The organism is Pseudomonas sp. OV226, from assembly GCF_003148705.1.
Taxonomy (GTDB): domain Bacteria; phylum Pseudomonadota; class Gammaproteobacteria; order Pseudomonadales; family Pseudomonadaceae; genus Aquipseudomonas.
The window spans coordinates 46,127-69,151 of the sequence record NZ_QGGS01000008.1 but is presented as its reverse complement, the minus strand read 5'-3'; the positions used below and the strand labels follow the sequence as shown (position 1 = coordinate 69,151).

General features: G+C 59.1%; 22 protein-coding genes and 4 tRNA genes. 17 read left to right on the top strand and 9 right to left on the bottom strand.

Annotated features, from left to right (window positions below):
• The first annotated feature begins 57 nt into the window (after positions 1–57).
• From C7534_RS15465 to thiO, 7 genes are read left to right on the top strand one after another with little or no spacing between them, the layout of a single operon-like run.
• Complete coding sequence (locus C7534_RS15465; protein WP_109786297.1) at positions 58–531, top strand: GspH/FimT family pseudopilin; 474 nt, start codon at positions 58–60, stop codon at positions 529–531.
• Positions 528–977 (top strand): type IV pilus modification protein PilV, encoded by a 450-nt coding sequence (pilV, locus tag C7534_RS15460; RefSeq protein ID WP_046028543.1) that lies wholly within the window; start codon positions 528–530, stop codon positions 975–977. Before C7534_RS15465 ends, pilV begins: the two co-directional genes overlap by 4 nt.
• Positions 974–1,687 carry a prepilin-type N-terminal cleavage/methylation domain-containing protein gene (locus tag C7534_RS15455; protein WP_109786296.1) on the top strand — a complete coding sequence of 238 codons (714 nt, stop codon included), beginning with the start codon at positions 974–976 and terminating at the stop codon, positions 1,685–1,687. Before pilV ends, C7534_RS15455 begins: the two co-directional genes overlap by 4 nt.
• Positions 1,684–2,154, top strand: coding sequence for a pilus assembly PilX family protein (locus C7534_RS15450; RefSeq protein ID WP_109786295.1), 471 nt, complete (start codon positions 1,684–1,686; stop codon positions 2,152–2,154). Before C7534_RS15455 ends, C7534_RS15450 begins: the two co-directional genes overlap by 4 nt.
• Positions 2,141–5,233: a pilus assembly protein gene (locus tag C7534_RS15445; RefSeq protein WP_109786294.1), complete on the top strand. Its 3,093-nt coding sequence runs from the start codon at positions 2,141–2,143 to the stop codon at positions 5,231–5,233. The genes C7534_RS15450 and C7534_RS15445 overlap by 14 nt, the downstream gene beginning before the upstream one ends.
• Before the next feature lie 14 nt (positions 5,234–5,247).
• Positions 5,248–5,649, top strand: coding sequence for a type IV pilin protein (locus C7534_RS15440; RefSeq protein WP_109786293.1), 402 nt, complete (start codon positions 5,248–5,250; stop codon positions 5,647–5,649).
• Between the two features lie 56 nt (positions 5,650–5,705).
• The gene (thiO, locus tag C7534_RS15435) at positions 5,706–6,806 is read left to right on the top strand and encodes a glycine oxidase ThiO (RefSeq protein ID WP_109786292.1); all 1,101 of its coding nucleotides are present in this window, start codon (positions 5,706–5,708) and stop codon (positions 6,804–6,806) included.
• Between the two features lie 21 nt (positions 6,807–6,827).
• On the opposite strand, the gene C7534_RS15430 is transcribed toward thiO, so the two are convergent.
• The 4 genes from C7534_RS15430 to C7534_RS15415 all read right to left on the bottom strand — a co-directional run bounded on the left by C7534_RS15430 (position 6,828) and on the right by C7534_RS15415 (position 11,127).
• Positions 6,828–8,168 (bottom strand): sigma-54-dependent transcriptional regulator, encoded by a 1,341-nt coding sequence (locus C7534_RS15430; protein WP_109786291.1) that lies wholly within the window; start codon positions 8,166–8,168, stop codon positions 6,828–6,830.
• A 2-nt stretch (positions 8,169–8,170) separates the two neighbouring features.
• Positions 8,171–9,760, bottom strand: coding sequence for a sensor histidine kinase (locus tag C7534_RS15425; RefSeq protein WP_109786290.1), 1,590 nt, complete (start codon positions 9,758–9,760; stop codon positions 8,171–8,173).
• Positions 9,750–9,983, bottom strand: a complete 234-nt coding sequence (locus C7534_RS15420; RefSeq protein WP_046028530.1) for a PP0621 family protein — start codon at positions 9,981–9,983, stop codon at positions 9,750–9,752. Before C7534_RS15420 ends, C7534_RS15425 begins: the two co-directional genes overlap by 11 nt.
• A 121-nt stretch (positions 9,984–10,104) precedes the next feature.
• Positions 10,105–11,127: an outer membrane protein assembly factor BamD gene (locus C7534_RS15415; protein WP_046028529.1), complete on the bottom strand. Its 1,023-nt coding sequence runs from the start codon at positions 11,125–11,127 to the stop codon at positions 10,105–10,107.
• A gap of 151 nt (positions 11,128–11,278) precedes the next feature.
• On the opposite strand from C7534_RS15415, the gene rluD reads away from it, so the two are divergent.
• The 8 genes from rluD to C7534_RS15375 all read left to right on the top strand — a co-directional run bounded on the left by rluD (position 11,279) and on the right by C7534_RS15375 (position 18,171).
• Positions 11,279–12,241, top strand: a complete 963-nt coding sequence (rluD, locus tag C7534_RS15410) for a 23S rRNA pseudouridine(1911/1915/1917) synthase RluD (protein ID WP_046028527.1) — start codon at positions 11,279–11,281, stop codon at positions 12,239–12,241.
• Positions 12,238–12,963 carry a peptidoglycan editing factor PgeF gene (gene pgeF / locus C7534_RS15405; RefSeq protein ID WP_109786289.1) on the top strand — a complete coding sequence of 242 codons (726 nt, stop codon included), beginning with the start codon at positions 12,238–12,240 and terminating at the stop codon, positions 12,961–12,963. The genes rluD and pgeF overlap by 4 nt, the downstream gene beginning before the upstream one ends.
• Positions 12,964–13,093: 130 nt before the next feature.
• Positions 13,094–15,658: an ATP-dependent chaperone ClpB gene (gene clpB / locus C7534_RS15400; protein WP_109786288.1), complete on the top strand. Its 2,565-nt coding sequence runs from the start codon at positions 13,094–13,096 to the stop codon at positions 15,656–15,658.
• A 299-nt stretch (positions 15,659–15,957) separates the two neighbouring features.
• Positions 15,958–16,033, top strand: a tRNA-Asn gene (locus tag C7534_RS15395).
• 9 nt (positions 16,034–16,042) lie between these two features.
• Positions 16,043–16,119 (top strand) — tRNA-Pro (locus tag C7534_RS15390).
• A 5-nt stretch (positions 16,120–16,124) separates the two neighbouring features.
• Positions 16,125–16,200, top strand: a tRNA-Lys gene (locus tag C7534_RS15385).
• 96 nt (positions 16,201–16,296) lie between these two features.
• Positions 16,297–16,373 (top strand) — tRNA-Pro (locus C7534_RS15380).
• A 172-nt stretch (positions 16,374–16,545) separates the two neighbouring features.
• Positions 16,546–18,171, top strand: a complete 1,626-nt coding sequence (locus C7534_RS15375; protein ID WP_109786287.1) for a methyl-accepting chemotaxis protein — start codon at positions 16,546–16,548, stop codon at positions 18,169–18,171.
• Positions 18,172–18,230: 59 nt separating this feature from the next.
• Here C7534_RS15375 and C7534_RS15370 read toward each other — a convergent pair whose 3' ends face one another.
• From C7534_RS15370 to C7534_RS15350, 5 genes are all read right to left on the bottom strand, one after another.
• Positions 18,231–18,629 (bottom strand): HvfA family oxazolone/thioamide-modified RiPP metallophore, encoded by a 399-nt coding sequence (locus C7534_RS15370; protein ID WP_077431244.1) that lies wholly within the window; start codon positions 18,627–18,629, stop codon positions 18,231–18,233.
• 327 nt (positions 18,630–18,956) lie between these two features.
• Complete coding sequence (locus tag C7534_RS15365; RefSeq protein WP_046028521.1) at positions 18,957–20,255, bottom strand: NAD(P)/FAD-dependent oxidoreductase; 1,299 nt, start codon at positions 20,253–20,255, stop codon at positions 18,957–18,959.
• A gap of 60 nt (positions 20,256–20,315) precedes the next feature.
• Positions 20,316–20,489 carry a DUF3094 domain-containing protein gene (locus C7534_RS15360; RefSeq protein WP_032830895.1) on the bottom strand — a complete coding sequence of 58 codons (174 nt, stop codon included), beginning with the start codon at positions 20,487–20,489 and terminating at the stop codon, positions 20,316–20,318.
• 50 nt (positions 20,490–20,539) lie between these two features.
• Entirely contained in the window at positions 20,540–21,067 is a 528-nt protein-coding gene (locus C7534_RS15355) for an MOSC domain-containing protein (RefSeq protein WP_109786286.1), read from the bottom strand.
• On the bottom strand, positions 21,064–21,690 hold the full coding sequence (locus tag C7534_RS15350) for a DUF1780 domain-containing protein (protein ID WP_109786285.1): 627 nt from the start codon (positions 21,688–21,690) through the stop codon (positions 21,064–21,066). Before C7534_RS15350 ends, C7534_RS15355 begins: the two co-directional genes overlap by 4 nt.
• 129 nt (positions 21,691–21,819) lie before the next feature.
• On the opposite strand from C7534_RS15350, the gene C7534_RS15345 reads away from it, so the two are divergent.
• Together C7534_RS15345 and C7534_RS15340 are read left to right on the top strand one after the other, a co-directional pair.
• On the top strand, positions 21,820–22,293 hold the full coding sequence (locus C7534_RS15345) for an FAD/FMN-containing dehydrogenase (protein WP_077432188.1): 474 nt from the start codon (positions 21,820–21,822) through the stop codon (positions 22,291–22,293).
• Complete coding sequence (locus C7534_RS15340; protein WP_077431246.1) at positions 22,290–22,979, top strand: energy-coupling factor ABC transporter permease; 690 nt, start codon at positions 22,290–22,292, stop codon at positions 22,977–22,979. The genes C7534_RS15345 and C7534_RS15340 overlap by 4 nt, the downstream gene beginning before the upstream one ends.
• The last annotated feature ends 46 nt before the right edge of the window (positions 22,980–23,025 follow it).

The following is a 23,025-nucleotide window of genomic DNA, read 5'->3' as shown; positions in this document are numbered from 1 at the left end:
CGGTCGAATGTTCTAGCGTGTAGAGGCAGGTATAGCCGACGGCAACGGAGGGCATCGATGGATCATCGTACAAAAGGTTTCACGCTGATCGAGTTGTTGGTCACGCTCGCGGTGTTTCTGATCCTGGTGACCCTGGCCGTGCCCGCGTTTACCCGTTCGGTACAAACCACGAGGGCCGACACTGAGGTCGGCGACCTTCAACGGGGACTCAATTTCGCCCGACTGGAGGCCATCGACCGAGGCATCACCACCCGGGTTCGTCCAACGGCCGGCGGTAGCGTATGGACCGGTGAGTTGACGGTTTATGACGGTACCGGCACGCCAGCCAATGTATTGCGGGTTGTTCCAGCGATGAGCAGTGGCGCCACTCTGACGCTAACCTCAGGTGTGACCGCTCTGGACTTCAACAGTCTGGGCGGTTTGTCGACGCCGTCCACCGCCGTGGTCATCAACTATGTACTGGGGACGCAAAGCAGGACGCTGAACGTGTGTTTGAACGGACGAACTCTATTGGGTGGAAGTTGCGGATGAGGGTATGGAGCAAGCGTGCACAGGAGGGCATGACGCTGATCGAAGTCTTGGTTGCGTTGTTGATATTGACGGTGGGGCTACTGGGGGCGGCGGCGATTCAGCTCAATGCGTTGAAGTACACCGACAGTTCACGGATGACGAGTCAGGCCAGTTTTATCGCCTACGACATGATGGATCGCATCCGCGCCAACGCCGCTGCCGATTACACGGTCGCGCCACCGACCTCGGGCAACCTGAGTGTCGCGCGGGACCAGGACCTCTACGATTTCACCACCAACATCATCAATTTCGGCGGCCCGACGGCTACCGGCAGCGTGGCACTGAACCAGCGGGTCTACACCATCACCATCAATTGGGATGACTCGCGCGCCGCCAATTCCGCCAACTCGCGCCGCAGTTTCGTGCTGACCAGTCGCGCCACCGTCGACCCGGTTTCCACGCCATGAGCCGCTGCAGCCGAGGGTTCGGCCTGATCGAGTTGCTGATCGCGCTGGCATTGAGCCTGATCGTGGTACTGGGTGTGGCGCAGATTTTCATCGCAGCGAAAAATACCTACGTCAGCCAGAACGTCTCCGCCGGCATGCAGGAGGACGCGCGTTTTTTGTTGAGCAAAATGATTCAGGAAATCCGTATGGTCGGCATGTTCGGTTGCCTGGGCGCCATCACTGACGCCAGTTCGGCAGGTGATTTCAACGCGAGTCAGATAACCCCCATCAGTTGGGATAACGCGAGCCTCAAGCTGACCCTGGTGACGGCGGATGTCGGCGGCACGGGCGCAGTGCCGACCTGGACAGTGGTGTCTGACTGCCGAAACTCGGCGACCGCGTACACAGGCGTGCGGACACCTGCGACGGGGTTTCTGGCGTTTCCGATACGGCGATGGGTCTACAGCTTCAGCAATAACCAGATCCTGATGGGGACCGGCGCCGGCACGCCAACCCAGTTCGTGCTGGTGAACAACGTAAGTGCGTTTAACGTGAGCTTTGGCCTCGCCAGTTCGGCCGCCGATGTCGCGGCCTCCAGTTACAGCAGTAATCCGTCGGATCCGGCACGCATTCGCAGCGTGCGGCTAAGCCTGACCCTCACTGACCCGAACAACCGGGTGCGCAATCAAACCTTCAGCGTGGTTGCCGCCTTGCGCAACCGCTTGCCATGAGGGCCGCTGCCATGACGTCTTACGCTCAGCGCGGCATGGCGCTGCTGGTCAGCCTGGTGTTTCTGCTATTGCTGACGCTGATCGGCCTTTCTTCGATGCAGAACGCCACCCTGCAGGAGAAAATGGCCGGCAGCGTGAGTTTGCGCAACCAGTCGTTCCAGGGCGCCGAAGCGGCGTTGCGCGTGGGTGAAAGTGCAGTGCAACTCGACACCTATTCTCTGCCGGTTTGCAGCCAGTGCGCACCGCCGCCCGAGGCCACGGTCATCACTGCCGCCGGTCTCAACTCCAGCTCCGGGGTGACGTGGGTCGCTTCCGGCAGTGGTTTTTACGGGGTGCAAAACATTGGCACCACGCTCACCGCCGTCAATGTGCCGAGCAATACCTCCGCGACGCTTTACCGGGTGACCGCCGTCGGCATCGCGGGCAACTCGCGCAGCGTCGTGGAGAGTATTTATGCGAAGTACTGAAAGGCTTGCCAGGGTTTGGCGGCTGCTGTGTGGCGCAGTGTTCGGGTTGTATCTATCAGCCCCGGTCTACGCCTTCACGCCTTCGGATTCACCGCTGTTAAGCGCCGCGGCGGTCGCGCCGAACGTGATGTTGTTGATCGACGATTCGGGCAGCATGAACAGCATCATTTATGCCGCCGGGTTCGATCCCACGGTCACTGGACGGACCCCCGCCAGGCAGTGCAATTATTTCGCCGGGCTGTGTTCGAACGGGAGCGATATCGTCGGTGATTCAATCTTCCTTTCCAGCCTGCCGCAGTCCGGTTGTTCCGGTGGCGGCTACGCGTTTTACAACAACAGCGTGGCGCCGCTGTGCCTGAAGTTGCCCGACCCGGTCGGTAATGAAAATACTCGGTACTCCGACGATTACCTGTCTTATCTGGTGGGGCTGGCCAACGGCAGCAACCGCGACTTCACCACAGGCTCGATTCCCAACGATTACCGCATGAACGTGGCGCGAAATGTGTCCACAGCCCTGGTGAGCAGCAACCGCGGATTGCGCATGGGCCTGGCGACCTTCAATCCGGCCAATAACAACAACTCTGGCAATGGTGGTTTCATCGCCCGGTCGGTCAGCGACCTGTCGGTAGTGAGCGGCAGCGTCACGCAGTCTCAGGCCGATACCAATTACAACAACCTGATCGCCTCCATCAATGGTTTGAGTGCCGTGGCCAACACGCCATTGGCGGAAACCTATTACGAAGTCACCCGGTATTTCCGGGGGCTGGCGCCTTACTACAACTCGACGCCCACCACTTACACCAGCCCGATCCAGTACCGCTGCCAGAAAAACTACGGCGTAGTCATCACAGATGGCCTGCCGACATTTGATCGGACCTTTCCGGCCAACGACCCCTTGGCAAAAACTTCACTGCCGAACTGGGATGGCGTGAACAACGATGGCAACAACCCCGAAGGTGATCGCGAAGGGGACACCCTTTACCTCGACGACATCGCCAAGTTCGCTTTTGACATCGACATGCGCTCCACCGGCACCGACGCGGCGGGCAAGAGCTGGAACGCAGTGGATTTCCCGAAGCAGAACATGAATACCTACACCGTAGGTTTTACCGCCGCGAATCAGATGTTGTCGGACGCGGCCGGTTATGGGCAGGGCAAGTACTATCAGGCGACCGATAGCACAGGGCTCAACAGCGCCTTGTCGTCGGCATTGAGCGACATCACCTCCAAGGCCGGTTCCGGCGGTAGTGGTGTCTCCAGTGGCACGACCCTGGCCAGTGGTTCGAGCTACTTCCAGACCAGTTATGACCCGAAAGACTGGCGCGGCACCGTCAAGTCCTTCGGTTTTAATTCGGCGGGCGCGGTGAATACTTCGGCCGTGCTGTGGACAACTGACACGACCATCGTCCCGGGTGCCACGGCTCCCACCTACCAATCCTGGAACACCCTGAACAACGCTGCCGTCACGCTGACCTACAGCAGCTTTTCCCCGGCGCAGCAGACGTCGTTGAATCAAGGCTTGCCCACCGGCATCACCGGCAATGATCTGGTCGAGTGGAGCAAAGGCATCAACAAAACCGGGCTCAAGGTACGCAGCGTATTGCTCGGAGACATCATCAACTCACCTCTGGTGCTGGCGTCCCCGACGGAAAAAACCGCCTCCGATCTGGCGGGGGACACCACTTACAGCACTTACCTGAACACCAAGGCCACCACAATGAATGCCAGTCTGGTGGTGAACGCCAACGACGGCTTCGTGAATGTCATCAACTCGGCCACGGGTGCCCGGCGTTATGCCTACATGCCTTCCAGCGTTTTGCCATCGCTGCGTTACATCGCCGATCCGACTTATATCAACGGCGTGAGCCACAAGTTTCTGGTCGACGGTCAGGTCGGCGTGTTCGACGCCCAGCTCGGCGGCGCCTGGAAAACCCTGGCCATCGGCGGCACCGGGGCGGGCGGCAAAACCTTTTATGCCCTGCAATTGTTCGATGCAGCGGCGGGGAACGTCTTTAAAGCGCTGTGGGAAATGACTGCGCCTGCCATAGCCAGTACGGCGAACGTTTTCAATGATCTGGGTTATGCCTATGCGCGGCCGGAGGTGGCACGCTTGGCCGATGGTCGATGGGCGGCGTTTATTTCCAACGGCTACGGCAGCAACTCCGGAGTCGCGGCGCTGTACGTGGTGGATGTTCGTGACGGTTCGCTGATCAGGAAAGTCGTGGTCGACAGCAGCGAAACCAACAATGGCCTGTCTTCGGTGAAACTCCGGGTCAACTCGCAGAACGTGGTACAGGCCGCTTATGGCGGAGACTTGAAGGGGCGGCTGTGGAAATTCGATCTGAGTGCCACGGCGCCCGATAGCTGGGGCGTGGCCTTTTCAGGTAAGCCGCTGTTTACCACTGCGGGCGGCTCCACTCAGCCCATCACGGCGCAGCCATTGCTGGCGGACAATTCACTGGGCGGCAAGGAGGTGTTTTTTGGTACCGGAAAGTTCAACGAGACCGCCGACAAGACCAACAAGGATCTGCAGGCGTTTTATGCGGTGTGGGATGCGGACGGAGGATCGGGTCAAATCACTGTCTCCAGTTTGCAGGCCCAGGCGGTGACGGGGGTGTTCTCGGGCAGCACCGGTCAATTCATCACCACCACTCAGAACGACGTAACTTACCCGGCGGAGAAAGGCTGGTATTTGCCATTGGTGTACAACAACGCGCTGCTCGGCGAACGGGTGCTCAATCAGGCAAGCCTGGTGCTGGGACGAATCATTTTCACCACGGCAGGTGTCGATACCACGGACCCGTGCGCCAGTTTCGGTACCGGCAAACTGGTCGAGCTGGAGGCATTCAGCGGTAAGATGCTCAACTATGCGGTTCTCGATACCAATGGCGACGGCGTGGTAGACAGCACCGATGCGGTGTCGAGCGGGGTGATTTTTACCGGTGGCATTCCGACCCTGAACGCCATCGTCAACGGAGCAACCCGTAAAATCGTGAACGATTCCAGTGGCGGTATCACCACGCTGGTGGAAAAATCCGGCGGCGGCAGCCGTCGCATCATGTGGCGCCAAATACAGTAAGTGAGAATTGAGGCATGCGTAGATCCAACCGAGGTTTCACCCTGATCGAAATCATGATCGTGATTGCGATCATCGGCATCGTCATGACCTTCGCCGCACCGAGCATTACCGAGTACCTGAAGAAGGGCCGGCGCAGCGAAGTCGCCGGGCTGCTATCCGAACAGGCGCAGATCCTTGAACGGTTCTACTCCAAGAACAATGTCTACACCAATGCGACCGGCCTGAGCGCTGGAAACGACTACTACACCATCACCCCGACCCTTGCCGATCAGACTTTCCTGCTGACAGCGGTGCGCAAGGCTGGTACCAGCATGGCAACCGACAAGTGCGGGGATTTCACCCTCACCAATACCGGTGTCAGGAGCATGGTCAATGCGACGGCCGGCTTGACCACCAAGGATTGCTGGGGTCGTTGAATTCCTCTTTCGGGTGCCTTTTGCGCCCTCTGTCTATTTAACGGTTGGATCTGAACATGACCAGGCAACAGCAAGTGGTGATTGTCGGCGGCGGCGTAATTGGGCTGCTGACGGCGTTCAATCTCGCGTCCGAAGTACACAGTGTCGTGCTGCTGGATCGCTCGAACGTCGGGCAGGAGTCTTCATGGGCGGGGGGCGGGATTGTTTCGCCACTGTACCCGTGGCGCTACAGCCCGGCGGTCACGGCGTTGGCGCATTGGTCACAGGATTTTTATCCACAGCTTGGTGAGAGACTGTTCGCCGCGACGGGTGTTGATCCTGAAGTTCATATCACCGGCCTGTACTGGCTCGATCTGGATGACGAGGCCGAGGCACTGGCGTGGGCCTGGCGCGAGAATCGTCCGCTGCGTGCTGTGGATATCTCGGCCGTGCACGACGCGGTGCCGGTGATGGGCGCAGGTTTTTCGCGGGCAATCCATATGGCCGATGTGGCCAATGTGCGCAATCCGAGGCTGGTGAAGTCGTTGAAGGCTGCATTGCAGGCACTGCCGAATGTGACGATTCATGAACAGTGCGAAGTCAGCGGGTTTATCCGTGACGGCGATAAAGTCGTCGGAGTGCAGAGTTCGGCGGGCGCGATTCGCGGTGATCAGGTGGTCCTGACGGCGGGTGCCTGGAGTGGTGATCTGCTGAAAAGTCTTGGGCTGGTGCTGCCGGTCGAGCCGGTGAAAGGGCAGATGATTCTCTACAAGTGCGCGGCGGATTTCCTGCCGAGCATGGTGCTGGCCAAGGGGCGCTATGCCATTCCCCGGCGCGACGGTCATATCTTGATTGGCAGCACGCTGGAGCATGAAGGCTACGACAAGACACCGACAGAGGCAGCATTGGAAAGCCTGAAAGCGTCAGCAGTCGAGTTGATTCCTGCGCTGGCGGACGCTGAGATCGTAGGGCATTGGGCCGGATTACGGCCAGGCTCGCCTGAAGGCATTCCCTACATCGGTCGGGTGCCAGGGCTCGATGGGCTCTGGCTCAATTGTGGGCATTACCGCAATGGCCTGGTGCTGGCGCCGGCGTCGTGTCAGTTGTTGGCCGATGTGATGCTGGATCGCAAGCCGATCATTGATCCTGAGCCCTATGCTCCCATCGGGCGGATTTAATCGCGGCCGATGAAGAGGCCCTCAATCCAGTCCGAATTTCTTCAGTCGGTAACGCATCGACCGAAATGACAGGCTCAACCGCTGAGCCGCCGCCGTGCGGTTCCAGCGGGTTTCCTCCAGCGCCTGGAGGATGAGTTTGCGTTCGACGTTTTCCAGATAGTGTTCAAGATTATCGATCTGCGTCAGGTCCGGCACGCCGGTCTCTGCCGTGCAATTGCCTTCGGCCAGGCGCAGGTCGCTGGCTTCGATCTGCTTGTTTTCACACAGGGTGTAAGCCCGTTCGAGCACGTTCTCCAGTTCCCGCACGTTACCCGGGAATCGGTAGCTTTTCAGTGCCTCCAGGGCCAGAGGGTGGAGCTTTGCGGCAGGTTGGCCGCTGCTGGCTGCCAAGCGCTTGAGCACGTGGCTGGCCAGTGGTTCGATGTCGTCACGGCGTTCGCGCAAGGGCGGAACCGGCAGCTCGATCACGTTGAGCCGGTAATACAAATCCTGACGAAAACGTTCTGCAAAGACTTCGGCATCAAGGTCTTTGTGGGTGGCGCAAAGGATGCGCACATCGACCACCGTTTCCTGTGATTCGCCGATGCTGCGAACCGCTTTCTCCTGAATCGCGCGCAGCAGTTTGACCTGCATCGCCAAAGGTAGATCCGCGACTTCGTCGAGAAACAACGTTCCGCCATGGGCTGCCTGGAACAACCCTCGCTTGTCTTCGATGGCGCCACTGAAACTGCCTTTGCGATGGCCGAAGAACTCGCTCTCCATCAGCTCTGACGGAATCGCCCCGCAGTTGACCGGGACAAATGGATGATGGGCTCGCGGTCCTTGCTCGTGAATCAGCCGTGCGACCAACTCCTTGCCACTGCCGGATTCGCCGCTGATGTACACCGGTGCCTGGCTGCGGGCGAGTTTGTCGATGTGTTTGCGCAGACTGCGCATAGGCAGTGAGTCACCCAGCAGGCGACGATCACTGGCCGTACTGGCTCCGCCCGGTGCAGGCAGGCGCAGGGCACTGGTGACCAGTTCCCGCAGGCGAGTGAGGTCGACCGGTTTCGTCAGGAAGTCGAAGGCGCCAGCCTTGAGCGCGTTGATCGCAGTTTCGAGACTGCCGTAGGCGGTGATCATCGCCACCGGCACTTGCGGATAACGCTGCTGGATATGCTGCACCAGTTCGAGGCCGGTGCCGTCAGGCAAGCGCATGTCGGTCAGGCACAGGTCGAATGTTTCCCGGGCCAGCAAGGCTTGGGCATCGCCCACGTTACGGGCACTGAAGGTATCGAGTTTCATCCGTCCGAGGGTGATTTCGAGGAGTTCGCGGATATCGGGTTCGTCGTCGACGATCAGGACTTTTGGCCGTGGGCTCATGTTCAACTTTGTTTCCGTCCGTGAGCAAAAGTGATGCGAAAGCAGCCGCCGCCTTGGCGTGGTTGGAAGTCTAGGCGGGCCTGGTTGCTTTCGCACAGCTCACGGGACAGATAGAGCCCCAGGCCTGTGCCTTGGCTACTGGTGGTAAAGAACGGTTCGAACAAATGCACCTGCTGGTCCGGTGCCACGCCGGGCCCATCGTCCAGCACTTCCAGTATGGGCAACTGGCTGTCGACATCGACAAACAGCTCAAGCCAGACCTGGGCTTCGTCGTGATTGAGGGCGCTATGGCGCCAGGCATTGCGCAACAAATTGTCCAGAATCTGGGTGAGCTGGTTCGGGTCCATCAAGGTGTTGAAGTCGCCTGGCCCGGTACGCAGGTGAATGTGCTGACCCAGAGGGGCACCCTCACGGGTTTCGGTGACGAATCGTTCCAGCCACGGCTTCAGATCGAGCCGTTGCGGTACGGTTTGCTGGCGGCGGGACAGTTGCAGGACGTTTTCGATAACCCGATTCATTCGCGCTGAGTGATCTTGAATAATCTGGGTCAGACGCCGATCCACGCCATTGAGTTCCTCGGATTCGCGCAGCAATTGCGCGGCATGACTGATGGCACCCAGTGGGTTGCGGATTTCATGGGCAATACCTGCCGTCAGTCGACCGAGGGCGGCGAGTTTCAACTGCTGTGCCTGTTGTGCGACCTGAGCGAGGTCCTCGAGAAACACCAGGGTCTGATGGTTTGGGCTCTGGTCCAGAGCGATGAAACTGGGTTGCAGTTCCAGGCCACTGCTGGCGTTTTTCAGGCTTTGCGGGCGCAACGTCGGATTGTTGAGCCAGAGCTGAAGACGTTCGACCAGTGCGGGTGAAAAGTCGTCGATCCGATGTCCATCGAGTGCTTTATGCCCCAGCAAGGTCAAGGCGCTGTGATTGGCCAGTTGCACACGTCGTTGTTCATCCAGCACCAGAATGCCGGTGCGCATGCGTTGCAGGATCAGCGCATTGAGTGCTTCGAGGCCTACCACTTCGCTGGCTCGCTGTTCGGCGAGGTGTTCGCTGACCTCCAGTCGCCTGGTCAAGCCTTGTACCAACAATGCTGCGGCAAAGCACAGTGCGCCGAGCGTGCTGACTTGCAGGTAGTCGTTGGGGCTGGTCGGGTGGCTGAAGCTCAGGAGGAAACTCAAGCCGACGATCCCCAGTGCGCCGGCAGCGGCTATCAACAGGCCGGTACGTCCACGCAGCAGGGCATTGCTGATGGCCACCGACACGATCAATAGATTGCCAATGGCGCTGGCCACGCCGCCTGCGGCGTAGAACAAACCACAGAGCAGCAAGACGTCGACCAGTGCCAGACTGAAGAGCTGTGCTGGTTTTTGGGTGTTTTCCAGAAACACCACCAGCAGAATATTCAGCACCAGGTACAACCAGCTGCCATTGCGCAGCAGGTCGTCTCTGGCGAACGTCAATAACTGGTTGTCCAGGTTGCTGGTAGTCAGCAACACCAAGGTGATGCCGACGCTTAAGCGATAGAGGTGATAAAGGCGCAGCAGCCGCTGAGCCTGTTTGCCGCCGGGACTGGACGTCTCAGCGACCACTCGGGCCCGGGCCTTGCTCAAGGTGAGCCTGGCTGCAATACCATTGCTGTTGAAGACTCAGCGCACGGTCGCGAGGCAGGTGCACGCCACAATGGGCGCAGCGGACCATGGGGGCGGCCTCCAGCTCAGGGGAGGACTTGGGGGCGGAAGCCGAGCCCTTGAATTTGCGCCAGAACCATACCGCAGCGGCAATCAGGGCGATCCAGAACAGTAAACGAAGCATGATGAGCTGCTATTTGGCGAGTGATTCAGCAGTTTAGCCAAGGACATGCCGAGCGCACAGCCTAATAATCACGCCCACAAAAAAGGAGCCTCGCAAGGCTCCTTTTGTACAACCTGAGGTGTCAGTCGAACACGCCAAAGGTCATGTAGCTGAACCAGGAACGGTCGCTGTTGTTGCCTTCGGCCTCGTGATTCTCTTCTTCGATCGCGTCGCCATTTCCGTCTTTAGGCTTCAGCTCGCTCGGAATTGCGTCCTTGGCGTCCTGGAACTGTCGCTGCACGTCCTGGTTGGCGCGGGTTTCGCCCGGCGGCAGCGGTGGGCTGGATTCGATCAGGCCCAGCGTGGCCTTGCTCAACCACGAACGGTTGTCGGCTTCGGCGACCGAAGGCTTGAACTGACCGTCTTCCAGGCTTGGGTGGTTCGGGTAGTTGAGCTTCAGGGTTTCAAGGCTGGTGGCCGCCAGCTCGTCCAGGTGCATGCGCATGTAGGCTTCAGTCATGACCGCCAGGCCGTCACCGACCGAAGGCGTCTCCTGGAAGTTTTCTACCACGTAACGGCCACGGTTTGCGGCGGCGACATAGGCCTGACGGGTCAGGTAATAGTCGGCAACGTGAATCTCGTAGGCCGCCAGCAGGTTACGCAGGTAAATCATGCGCTGCTTGGCGTCTGGCGAGTAACGGCTGTTCGGGAAGCGGCTGGTCAGCTGGGCGAACTCGTTGTAGGAGTCGCGGGCAGCGCCCGGGTCACGCTTGGTCATGTCCAGCGGCAGGAAACGCGACAGCAGGCCAACGTCCTGATCAAAGGAAGTCAGACCTTTCAGGTAGTAGGCGTAATCCACGTTCGGGTGCTGCGGGTGCAGACGAATGAAACGCTCGGCAGCAGACTTTGCAGCTTCTGGCTCGGTGTTCTTGTAGTTGGCGTAGATGAGCTCGAGTTGAGCCTGATCAGCGTAGCGACCGAACGGATAACGCGATTCCAGAGCCTTCAGCTTCGCGATGGCGCTGGTATAGCTACTATTGTCGAGATCTTGCTGAGCCTGCTGGTACAGCTCGACTTCGCTAAGGTTTTCGTCTACGACTTCCTTCGATGAGCAAGCAGCGGTCAATGCGAGGATGGCGATCAGCAGCAGGTGTTTCACTTGCATGGCGGCTTGCGTCCCTATGACGGCCGCTGTCTTGGGCGAGGCCGTCCTGTTATGATGAGCGCCCCGTTGAATAGCCTCGGGGCAAAAGACGCCGTATTTAACCACAAGCGCGCAGCCGAAACCAAAGGCTGTGCCGACGCCTAGTCTGAGCATGTCCGATAAAATTGAACTTCGCGCAGAGGTGCCGTCCGAATTGGGCGGCCAACGCCTCGATCAAGTCGCCGCACAATTATTCGCTGAGCACTCGCGCTCGCGCCTTTCCGCCTGGATCAAAGACGGCCGCCTGACTGTGGATGGGGCGGTTATCCGCCCGCGAGACATCGTTCACGGTGGCGCCATTCTTGAACTGACTGCCGAGCAGGAAGCTCAGGGCGAATGGATCGCTCAAGACATCGAGCTGGACATCGTCTATGAAGATGACGACATCCTGGTGATCAACAAGCCTGCGGGCCTGGTGGTGCATCCGGCTGCCGGTCACGCTGATGGCACCTTGCTCAACGCCTTGCTGCACCACGTGCCGGACATTATCAATGTGCCCCGCGCCGGTATCGTGCATCGCCTGGACAAGGACACCACCGGTCTGATGGTGGTGGCCAAGACCATTCAAGCGCAGACACAGCTTGTCACGCAATTGCAGAGCCGCAGCGTAAGCCGGATCTACGAATGCATCGTGATCGGTGTGGTGACGGCGGGTGGCAAGATCAACGCGCCCATCGGTCGTCACGGTCAGCAACGCCAGCGCATGGCCGTGATGGAAGGGGGCAAGCAAGCCGTCAGCCATTACCGCGTGCTCGAGCGTTTCCGCTCCCACACCCACGTTCGGGTGAAGCTGGAAACCGGTCGTACCCACCAGATTCGTGTGCACATGGCTCACATCAACTTCCCGTTGGTCGGAGACCCTGCCTACGGCGGTCGCTTCCGCATCCCGCCGGCAGCTAACCCGACCATGGTCGAATCGTTGAAGGCGTTCCCGCGCCAGGCCCTGCATGCACGGTTCCTGGAGCTGGATCACCCGACTACTGGCGTGCGCATGAGCTGGGAATCGCCACTGCCGGACGATTTCGTCTGGTTGCTGACCCTGCTCAAGCAAGACCGTGAGGCGTTCATCGGATGAGTGACTGGCTGATTCCCGACTGGCCTGCGCCTGCCGGGGTGAAAGCCTGTGTGACCACCCGTGCGGGCGGCGTCAGTCTGGCGCCGTTCGACAGCCTCAATCTCGGCGATCACGTCGATGACAGCCCTGAAGCTGTTGCCGAAAATCGCCGTCGCCTGACCGATCACTTCTCTATTCAACCGGCCTGGTTGCAGCAGGTTCACGGCATCGTCGTGGCTCATGCAGACCCAAGCCAGGTCGCCACGGCTGACGCCAGCTGGACGGCAACACCCGGCATCGCCTGCACGGCGATGACCGCCGACTGTTTACCTGCGCTGTTTTGCGACCGCGCCGGCACTCGCGTGGCGGCGGCCCATGCCGGTTGGCGTGGATTGGCGGCGGGTGTGCTCGAAGCGACGCTCGACAGCCTGGACGTGCCGCCCGCCGACGTACTGGTCTGGCTTGGCCCGGCCATCGGCCCGCAAGCCTTTGAAGTCGGCCCGGAAGTGCGCGAAACCTTCGTTGAGCAATTGCCGGAAGCCGCCAAAGCCTTTGTGCCGAGCGCCAATGCTGGCAAGTTCATGGCCGATATCTACGAACTGGCGCGTTTGCGTCTGGCGGCCCGTGGTGTCACCGCTGTCTACGGTGGCGGTTTCTGCACCGTGACCGATCCGCGCTTCTTTTCTTATCGTCGCAGTCCTCGCACGGGTCGCTTTGCCTCCCTTATCTGGCTCGAACGCTAGACTTCTCTGATCTGCATCAACGTCACGACGCTTGAAACTCCCAGAATCGACCGCATCTATAACGGTATCTGGCAGGTTTCTTCATTCAGGATGTTTTATAGGTCCGGCCTGCTCAAAAGGAAGGTGACCCATGCGTATAGATCGTTTAACCAGCAAATTGCAGTTAGCACTATCCGACGCCCAATCTCTGGCCGTCGGCCTTGACCATTCCGGCATTGAACCGGCGCACTTGATGCAAGCCATGCTTGAACAGCAGGGTGGTTCGATCAAACCCCTGCTGATGCAGGTCGGTTTCGACGTCAACAGTTTGCGCAAAGAGCTGACCAAAGAGCTCGATCAACTGCCGAAAATCCAGAACCCGACCGGCGACGTGAACATGTCGCAGGACTTGGCGCGCCTGCTCAATCAGGCTGATCGCCTGGCCCAACAGAAGGGCGATCAGTTCATCTCCAGCGAACTGGTGCTGCTGGCCGCCATGGACGAGAACAGCAAGCTCGGCAAATTGCTGCTGGGTCAGGGCGTGAGCAAGAAAGCCCTGGAAAACGCGATCAACAACCTGCGTGGTGGCGAAGCGGTCAACGATGCCAACCACGAGGAATCGCGCCAGGCGCTGGATAAGTACACCGTCGACCTGACCAAGCGCGCCGAAGAAGGCAAGCTCGACCCAGTGATCGGCCGAGACGACGAAATTCGCCGGACCATTCAGGTCCTGCAACGTCGCACCAAGAACAACCCGGTACTGATCGGTGAACCTGGCGTGGGTAAAACCGCCATTGCCGAAGGTCTGGCCCAGCGCATCATTAATGGTGAAGTGCCGGATGGCCTGAAGGGCAAGCGCCTGCTGTCCCTCGACATGGGGGCGCTGATTGCCGGTGCCAAGTATCGCGGTGAGTTTGAAGAGCGCCTGAAATCGCTGCTCAACGAGCTGTCGAAGCAGGAAGGGCAGATCATTCTGTTCATCGACGAACTGCACACCATGGTCGGCGCCGGTAAAGGCGAAGGCTCGATGGATGCGGGCAATATGCTCAAGCCTGCGCTGGCTCGCGGTGAACTGCATTGCGTCGGTGCGACCACGCTCAATGAGTACCGCCAATATATAGAGAAGGACGCAGCCCTTGAGCGGCGCTTCCAGAAAGTACTGGTGGACGAACCGAGCGAGGAAGACACCATCGCCATTCTGCGTGGCCTGAAAGAGCGTTACGAGGTTCACCACAAAGTGGCGATTACCGACGGCGCGATCATCGCTGCGGCCAAGCTCAGTCATCGCTACATCACCGACCGCCAGTTGCCGGACAAGGCCATCGACCTGATCGACGAAGCGGCCAGCCGTATTCGTATGGAGATCGACTCCAAGCCGGAAGTACTGGATCGTCTGGAGCGTCGCCTGATTCAGTTGAAGGTGGAATCCCAGGCGCTGAAAAAAGAAAGCGATGAAGCGGCGATGAAACGCCTGGAAAAACTCCAGGAAGAAATCGCGCGTCATGAGCGTGAATACTCGGACCTCGAAGAAATCTGGAACTCGGAAAAAGCCGAAGTCCAGGGCTCTGCGCAGATCCAGCAGAAAATCGAACAGTCCCGTCAGGAACTGGAAGCCGCGCGCCGTAAAGGTGACCTGAACCGCATGGCCGAGCTGCAGTACGGGGTGATCCCGGACCTGGAGCGCAGCCTGCAAATGGTCGATCAGCACGGTAAAAGCGAGAACCAGTTGCTGCGCAGCAAGGTGACCGAAGAAGAGATCGCTGAAGTCGTGTCGAAGTGGACCGGCATTCCGGTGTCGAAAATGCTCGAAGGCGAGCGCGACAAGCTGATGAAGATGGAAAGCCTGTTGCACCAGCGTGTGATCGGTCAGGACGAAGCCGTGGTCGCGGTCTCCAACGCCGTGCGGCGTTCCCGGGCCGGGTTGTCCGACCCGAATCGCCCGAGCGGTTCGTTCATGTTCCTCGGCCCGACCGGTGTCGGTAAAACCGAGCTGTGCAAGGCGTTGGCCGAGTTCCTCTTTGATACGGAAGAGGCCATGGTGCGAATCGACATGTCCGAGTTCATGGAGAAACATTCCGTGGCCCGACTGATCGGTGCGCCACCAGGATACGTAGGCTACGAGGAGGGCGGTTACCTGACCGAGGCGGTGCGTCGCAAGCCTTACTCGGTGATCCTCCTGGATGAGGTCGAGAAGGCCCACCCGGATGTGTTCAACATCTTGCTGCAAGTGCTGGAAGATGGTCGCTTGACCGACAGCCATGGCCGCACGGTGGACTTCAAGAATACCGTGATCGTCATGACCTCCAACCTGGGCTCGGTGCAGATCCAGGAACTGGTCGGTGATCGTGAGGCGCAGCGTGCGGCGGTGATGGATGCGATTTCCAGCCACTTCCGGCCGGAGTTCATTAACCGGGTCGACGAAGTGGTGATCTTCGAGCCACTGGCGCGGGATCAGATCGCGGGCATTACCGAGATCCAGTTGGGTCGCCTGCGCAGTCGCCTGACCGAGCGCGAGCTCAAGCTTGAACTGAGCCCTGAGGCCATGGATAAGCTGATCGCGGTGGGTTACGACCCTGTGTACGGCGCACGTCCGCTCAAACGAGCGATTCAGCGCTGGATCGAGAACCCGCTGGCTCAGTTGATTCTGTCGGGTCGCTTCATGCCCGGCGATACCGCCAAGGGTGTGGTGGAAAACGACGAAATCGTATTCGTCTGATCCATCCTGGCAACAAAACTGACGAGGCCTCGCATTGCGAGGCCTTTTTTTCGCCAGGCTGTTGAACTCTAAGGAAAAGGCTTGTAAAGTGCGCCCCGCAGTAAGTCACCCGGAAGGGTTTCTGCTCCCCAAGCGGAAATCTGAAATAAGTTGCAAATCATTAACTTGAAAGCAATTTAGGGGGTTGACAGAGGTGCTTAAGATTGTAGAATAGCGCGCCTCAGACACACGAACGCAGCGATGCGAACGGGTCGAAGAGAACGCAAAAAGCTTCACCGTTGTAAATTGAAATATGTAGTTCCGTGATAGCTCAGTCGGTAGAGCAAATGACTGTTAATCATTGGGTCCCAGGTTCGAGTCCTGGTCACGGAGCCAATTTCAAACCGGGGTATAGCGCAGTCCGGTAGCGCGCCTGCTTTGGGAGCAGGATGTCAGGAGTTCGAATCCCCTTACCCCGACCATTTTTGGGTCGTTAGCTCAGTTGGTAGAGCAGTTGGCTTTTAACCAATTGGTCGTAGGTTCGAATCCCACACGACCCACCATTTTTGAAACCAGTTAACGCTGGAATCGAATCTTAAGATCAGAGGCCAAAAGCGCTGATCGAAGAAGGCGACTTGCAAAGGTCGCCTTTTTTTTACCGGGGTATAGCGCAGTCCGGTAGCGCGCCTGCTTTGGGAGCAGGATGTCAGGAGTTCGAATCCCCTTACCCCGACCATATTAAAAATCCTCGTATCGAAAGATACGGGGATTTTTTTTGTCTGCCGTTTTTTTGTCTGCCGAAAATGCAATTCCCTTCAAGTCATCGTACAACTTGCCGATAGCCAAGCGACGGGGTCCTGCCGTAACTGCCCCTTATCCAAGTCATTACAAGAAAAAGGGCGTTCGTTATGTTGCTTCGTCAGTTGAATATTGCTCCTCGAGCAGCGCTGGGGTTTGCCCTGATCGCTGTGTTGGTCGCTTTGCTCGGCGTATTTGCGCTGGGGCAGATGTCGAGCATTCGCGACAGTGAGGTGGCAGTGGAGAAGCAATGGCTGCCGAGTATTCGTGGTGGGGACGAGATCCGCGAGTTGATGCTGCGCATTCGTACCATTTCGTTGCGCATGGCCCTGGACCAAGACCCGAAAAACATTCCGGTCTACCGCGGACAAATGGACACCCGAGACAAAGAACTGAGCGAGAAAATCGCGACTTACGACAAGTTGGTCGACACCCCCGAAGGCCAGGCCTTGTATGACCAGTTCAAAACCACTTTCGCGGCCTATCGCACAGGCATTGCCCAGTCTTTCACCCTTGCCGAGCAAGGTCGCCATGACGAACTGACCAAACTGTTGTTGATCGACATGAAAACCGTGGTCGACGGCTCCGGCAAGCAGCTTAATGACTTGGCCGACCTGTTCGCCAAACAAGTTGCAACTGAGAGTGAGAAGTCCGCAGCGCATTACGACACGTCGCGAACGATCGTCAGCCTGTTCATCGCATTGGCGGCGCTGGCCACCGTCGGCCTGGCCATGTTGCTGACCCGCAGCATCGTCCGTCCATTGAACGAAGCCCTGACCGCAGCGGAAAGTGTGGCACGAGGCGATCTGACCCGGCCTATCGAAACCCATGGCAATGACGAAGTCAGCCGCTTGCTCAAAGCCCTGGCGTCGATGCAGCGCAATTTGCGCGAAACCCTGCAAGCCATCAGCGGTTCGGCCACGCAACTGGCCACCGCGGCGGATGAGTTGAACGCCGTCACGCTTGATAGCACTCAAGGTCTGCAACAACAGAACAACGAGATTGAGCAGGCCGCCACAGCGGTCAATCAAATGACCATCGCCGTGGAGGAAGTCGCGCGCAACGCGGTGTCGACCTCCGATGCCACCCGTCAGTCCAGCGAATCGGCGCATCTGGGGCAGGAGCGGGTCAGCGAAACCGCGAGTGCCATCAGCGCCTTGGCCAATGACGTGCAGCATACCGGTGAGTTGGTGCAGTCCTTGGCCAACCAGTCTCAGGACATCGGCAAAGTGCTGGATGTGATTCGGGCTATCGCCGAGCAAACCAACCTGTTGGCGCTCAACGCGGCGATTGAGGCGGCGCGCGCGGGTGAAAGCGGACGCGGTTTTGCGGTCGTGGCCGATGAAGTGCGTGCGCTGGCGCATCGCACGCAGCAATCGACCCAGGAAATCGAGCAAATGGTCCAAGGCATGCGCAATGGTTCGAGCCTGGCGCTGGACTCGATGAACGCCAGTGCTTCCCGTGCTGCCAGCACGCGGGTCCTGGCGGAGCGGGCAGGTGACGCGCTGCAGACCATCACTGCCTCGGTCCATGAAATTCACGAACGTAATCTGGTGATCGCCAGCGCCGCCGAAGAACAAGCGCAAGTGGCCCGCGAAGTGGACCGCAACCTGGTGAACATTCGTGATCTGTCGGTGCGTTCCGCCACCGGCGCCGATCAGACCAGCGCCTCCAGTCATGAGTTGTCAAAATTGGCCAACGCTCTGCAGGGCTTGGTACAGCGCTTCCAGGTGTAAATCCGCCAGACAAAAAAGCCCCGCTTCTCGTTGGAGAGCGGGGCTGGGTACTCGAAGGCTTAGGCGCCGTCTTGGTCTTTCAGGTGCTCGAACAAGCCTTTTGGCATTTTCTTGCCGTTCGCTTCGAAGTTGGCTTTCACGTTGTCGTAAGCCTCTTTCTCGTCGATGAAGCCATCGTGGTTGGTGTCGATCTTGTCGAAGTTGGACTTCGGCGCAACTTTCTGGAATTCCGCGCGGGATACCTTGCCGTCGCCATCGGTGTCGGTCTTGGCCATCGACGCATCGCCACACTTGCCTTCACCACATTTGCCCTCAGGGGTTTTCACCACCTGTTCGGCCGAAGCCAGCAGATAGCCTTGAGTCAGCGGCTGCGAAGCGAATACGGTGCCGGTCAACATCATGCCACCGGCCAAAACAGCGCCAAGCAAACCGATAGTGTTTTTGGTGGTACGGGACATTTCAAATCTCCTGGGTTGCGCGACACAACCGTTCGATAAAGGACGCCACGTGAGTGCGGCGATAACCAGTGCAGGCGGGGTGCCTTGCTCGGGTGTGGCCATTTAGCGGGATGGGTGTATCGCTACTGTGTCGCGCAAGGGGGGAGTTTGTAAGCGAAGGGGCAAATCGCGGGGGCAGATACAGTGAGACACAGAAGTGTTCGCCGGTTAGACCGAGGCGCCTGCATCGCGGGTAAGCCGCGCTCCTACATTGGATCTGCGTCGTGCACAGATCCAATGTGGGAGCGTGGCTTGCCCGCGATGAGGCCCTGGCTGACGCCGGAAACTTTAGTGCAGCTTGAGCCGAGGCTCAGTCCCGCGACCAATCTTGCTGCCCAGCATCAGCATCGCTGTGCGGAACGCGCCATACAGCGCCATCTGGTGCATGCGGTACAGCGACACGTAAAACATCCGCGCCAGCCAGCCTTCCAGCATCACGCTGCCGGTCAGGTTACCCATCAAGTTACCCACAGCCGAAAAACGCGACAGCGAGATCAATGAGCCGTAATCGGTGTACTTGTACGTCGGCAATGCCTTGCCTTCGATACGCAGCTTCAGCGATTTGGCCAGCAACGAAGCTTGCTGGTGCGCTGCCTGTGCTCGCGGCGGCACATTACGGTCAGTGCCCGGTTGCGGGCAGGCCGCGCAGTCACCGAAGGCGAAGATGTTCTCGTCGCGCGTGGTTTGCAGGGTCGGCAGTACCTGCAGTTGATTGATGCGGTTGGTTTCCAGGCCGTCGATGTCCTTGAGGAAACCCGGTGCGCGAATGCCCGCCGCCCAGACTTTCAGGCTGGCGTTGATCACTTTGCCATCGGCGGTGATCAGGCTGTCGGCCGTCACTTCACTGACCGCCGCATTGGTCATCACATTGACCCCGAGTTTCTCCAGGGTTTTATGCACAGGCCCACCGATACGTTCCGGCAGGGCGGGCAACACCCGTGGGCCGGCTTCGATCAGGGTGATGTGCATGTTTTCCGGTTTGATCCGGTCCAGGCCATAAGCGGCCAGCTCGTGAGCGGCGTTGTGCAGCTCGGCGGCCAGTTCCACGCCCGTGGCACCGGCGCCGACGATGGCCACGCTGATCTGTTCGACCTTGTCGGTTTGCCCGGCATGGGCACGCAGATAGTGGTTAAGCAGTTGCTGGTGGAAACGTTCGGCCTGTTTTCGGGTATCGAGGAACAGGCAGTGCTGCGCCGCGCCCTGAGTGCCGAAATCGTTGGTGGTGCTGCCGACGGAGATCACCAGCGAGTCGTAGGGCACTTCGCGGGCCGGGACCAATTCCAGGCCGGCCTCGTCATAGGTGGCGGCCAGCTGGATTTTTTTCTGCGTGCGGTCAAGCCCGCTCATGCGCCCCAGCTGGAACTCGAAGTGGTTCCATTTTGCCTGGGCAACATAATTGAGTTCGTCTTCGGAAGAGTTCAGCGACCCGGCCGCCACTTCATGCAGTAACGGCTTCCAGATGTGGGTCAGGTTCGCGTCGACCAGCATCACACTGGCCGTGCCACGCTTGCCCAGAGTCTTACCCAGACGGGTAGCCAACTCCAGACCGCCGGCGCCGCCGCCGACAATAACAATACGATGGGACATGGGGATAACTCGCAAGGCTAAAAGAAATCGGTGCAATTACCCGAGCGAGCGCGATGCGGCTCATAGCGTCAGGTAACTGATAAGTCGGCTCAAAAGGCCCAGACCAATGGTCACTGCCAACACCACCACCAGGAGCATCCACGGCCGGAAAGGCCGGCGCTCGACTCGGTGCTGGGACAGGTGCAGGTACTCTTCGACATGCTTCTGGTCGTCTGGGTTCAAGCGGCTGGTCATATAGGCCTCGTCAGTAGACGTTGCTGAATGTGTAGAAGCTACAGGCTGAGTTAACGAACGTTGAACGGAGCATAGCCGCTGTCCGGGATGGGCTCGACGCTCACCGTGTCGTCCAGTCGAATGATGCCACTTTGTAACACTCGGGCGGTGATTCCGCCATGGCCGCGCACGGCCTGAAAGGTCCCGGGGCCGAGGTTGTGTTCAAGCCGCGCGCAGGGCTGGCACCAACCAGTGGTTTCAAAAACGGCTTGGCCGATTTTGAAGCGTCGGCCCTTGAGGCTGAACAGGTTGATGCCGCTGACCACCAGGTTGCGCCGTAGGTCCTGCGGCAATCCCGGTTGATCGTCGGGCCGGCCCATCAGCGAACTGATGGCGGCCAGGTGTTCCCATTGAATCAACGTCACCTGCCGCGCATTGCGCGCTCCGGGCCGGGCGTGATCGCCGGTCAAACCGGCTTCAAACCGCGCCTCCACAGCATCGAGTGCGATCATCGGCGAGCGTGATTGCGGGCGCACGCCGATCCAGCGTACGCGGCCGGTTTGCGGGACCTGCGCGATCAATTCCTGCAGTGGGCTCACAGGCTGATGCCGACATCGAAGACGATGCTGCGACCCAGGTTGCTGCGCAGGAAATCCGGGGCTTCGGGGTGCGCGAACAGCACCCGGGCGAATGTCGGGCCGACCAGCGATAACGAGCGCCAGCCTTGGCGCAAATATTCGGTCGGGGGTGGAAAGTGGCTATTGAGGTCCAGCACTTCGCGCTTGAGGCTGGCGAAGGCGATGATGTCGAGCTCCCCCAGGTCCATGCCACGTTCTTTGTAGTTGTGCGCTTTTTTGCGCAAGGTCGGCGCCAGTCTCAGCAAAAATTCATTGGCGGGGATGCGTTTGGGTTTGGCTTCACGTCGTACTAACTGACTCAACGAAAACGCGCTGCGGCGACGTTGCAACTCGTCGCGCCATTCGTCGTTCAGGCGCCGGCCCTCATCGAGCACGAAGAACACTTCGAAATTCGCCTCGCGAAACAGCACGTCCGGCGGCTCGCCGGCCGGGGCGAATTCGTCGGCGCGGTAGGGAATGTTCAAGCCTTGCAGCAGGCGCTGGCATACCCAACGCTCCCGCTCCCATTTGCGGGCATTGGAGAGGAACGCGTTGGCTTGCTCGGCCGCGATGGTCAGCAGGCGTAAATAATCTGAGTCATCCATAGGCCCAAGCTTAGCGTTCAAATGCGACAAGCAGAAAGCGTTTACCGGCAATGGACGTCACTGGGCAGTCTGAAAGGGCGGTGTAGACTGATGGCCATCATGCAGAAGCGATAGGACAAGGGGATGAATGTGAAATATTGGCCGGTGTTGCTGCTCGGATTTCTGCCCTTGTGGGCCCAGGCGCTGGAAGTGGGCGAGCGGCTGGCGCCCTGGACCTTGCTCGATCAGTACGACCAGGCGTTTACACTGGATAATCAGACCAAGACTCAGACGCTGCTGGTGGCGCGAAGTATGGATGCCGCCAAACTGGTAGAGGCTGCGCTGCAAGGCCAGCCAAAAGGCTATCTGGAGGCGCGGCACGTCGTATTTTTAGCGGACATTCAGCGCATGCCACGGTTGATCGCGAAGATGGTTGCCATTCCGGCCATGCGTGATTACTCCTACCGGGTAATGCTGGACCGTGAGGGGCGTGTGGCGCCGCGCTACCCTGGGGCTGAGGACAAAGTACTGTGGTTGCAACTCAAGGACGGCCAATTGTTGGCACAACACGAATATGCCACGGCCGCGCAACTGCATGAGGCGCTAGAGAAGGCCCGGCCATGATCGGCGCCGAGCTGCTGTCACCCGAAACGCTGACAGTCGGCTGGCTGATCTTTGTGCCCATCGTGCTCTGGGCCATCTGGCGTGCGCCTTGGGTTGAGCTGTTCACCGACAGCCGCCGCCAGCATTTGCTGTTTGGCACCGTGTTCGCGCTGTTTATGCTGTGGCTGGTGCGACGGGATTTCGACACCGGCGTGTCTTATCACTTCATCGGCATGACGGCCGTGACCTTGTTGCTGGATTGGCCGTTGGCAATCGTCGGCGGCTTGATTGCGCAGTTCGGACTGGTGCTGCTCGGACGTCAGGACCTGGTCGCTATCGGCGTAAACGGGGCGTTGCTGATTTTGCTGCCCGTGTGGGTTACCGAGTGCATCGCCATCCTGGTGGAGCGCGCACAACCGCGTAATCCCTTTGTGTATATCTTCTGTTCCGGTTTTTTTGCCGCCGCGCTGTCGGCGTTGTTGTGCCTGCTGCTGGCGCTGTTTGTGTTGTGGTACGACGAACGCTTTGCCATGCCGTATTGGCTGGAAGATTTTGTCGGCTATCTGTGGCTGCTGATTTTTCCGGAAGCGTTCATCAACGGCATGCTGGTCAGCGCACTGGTGGTGTTTTGCCCCGAGTGGCTGGAGACGTTCAACCGCACACGCTATCTTTCAGCACCCTGGAATGACGACGATCCGAAGTCTTGATCCGCATCAAATCTTTCTGACGCGGGTGAACTCATGCTCGGCAAAA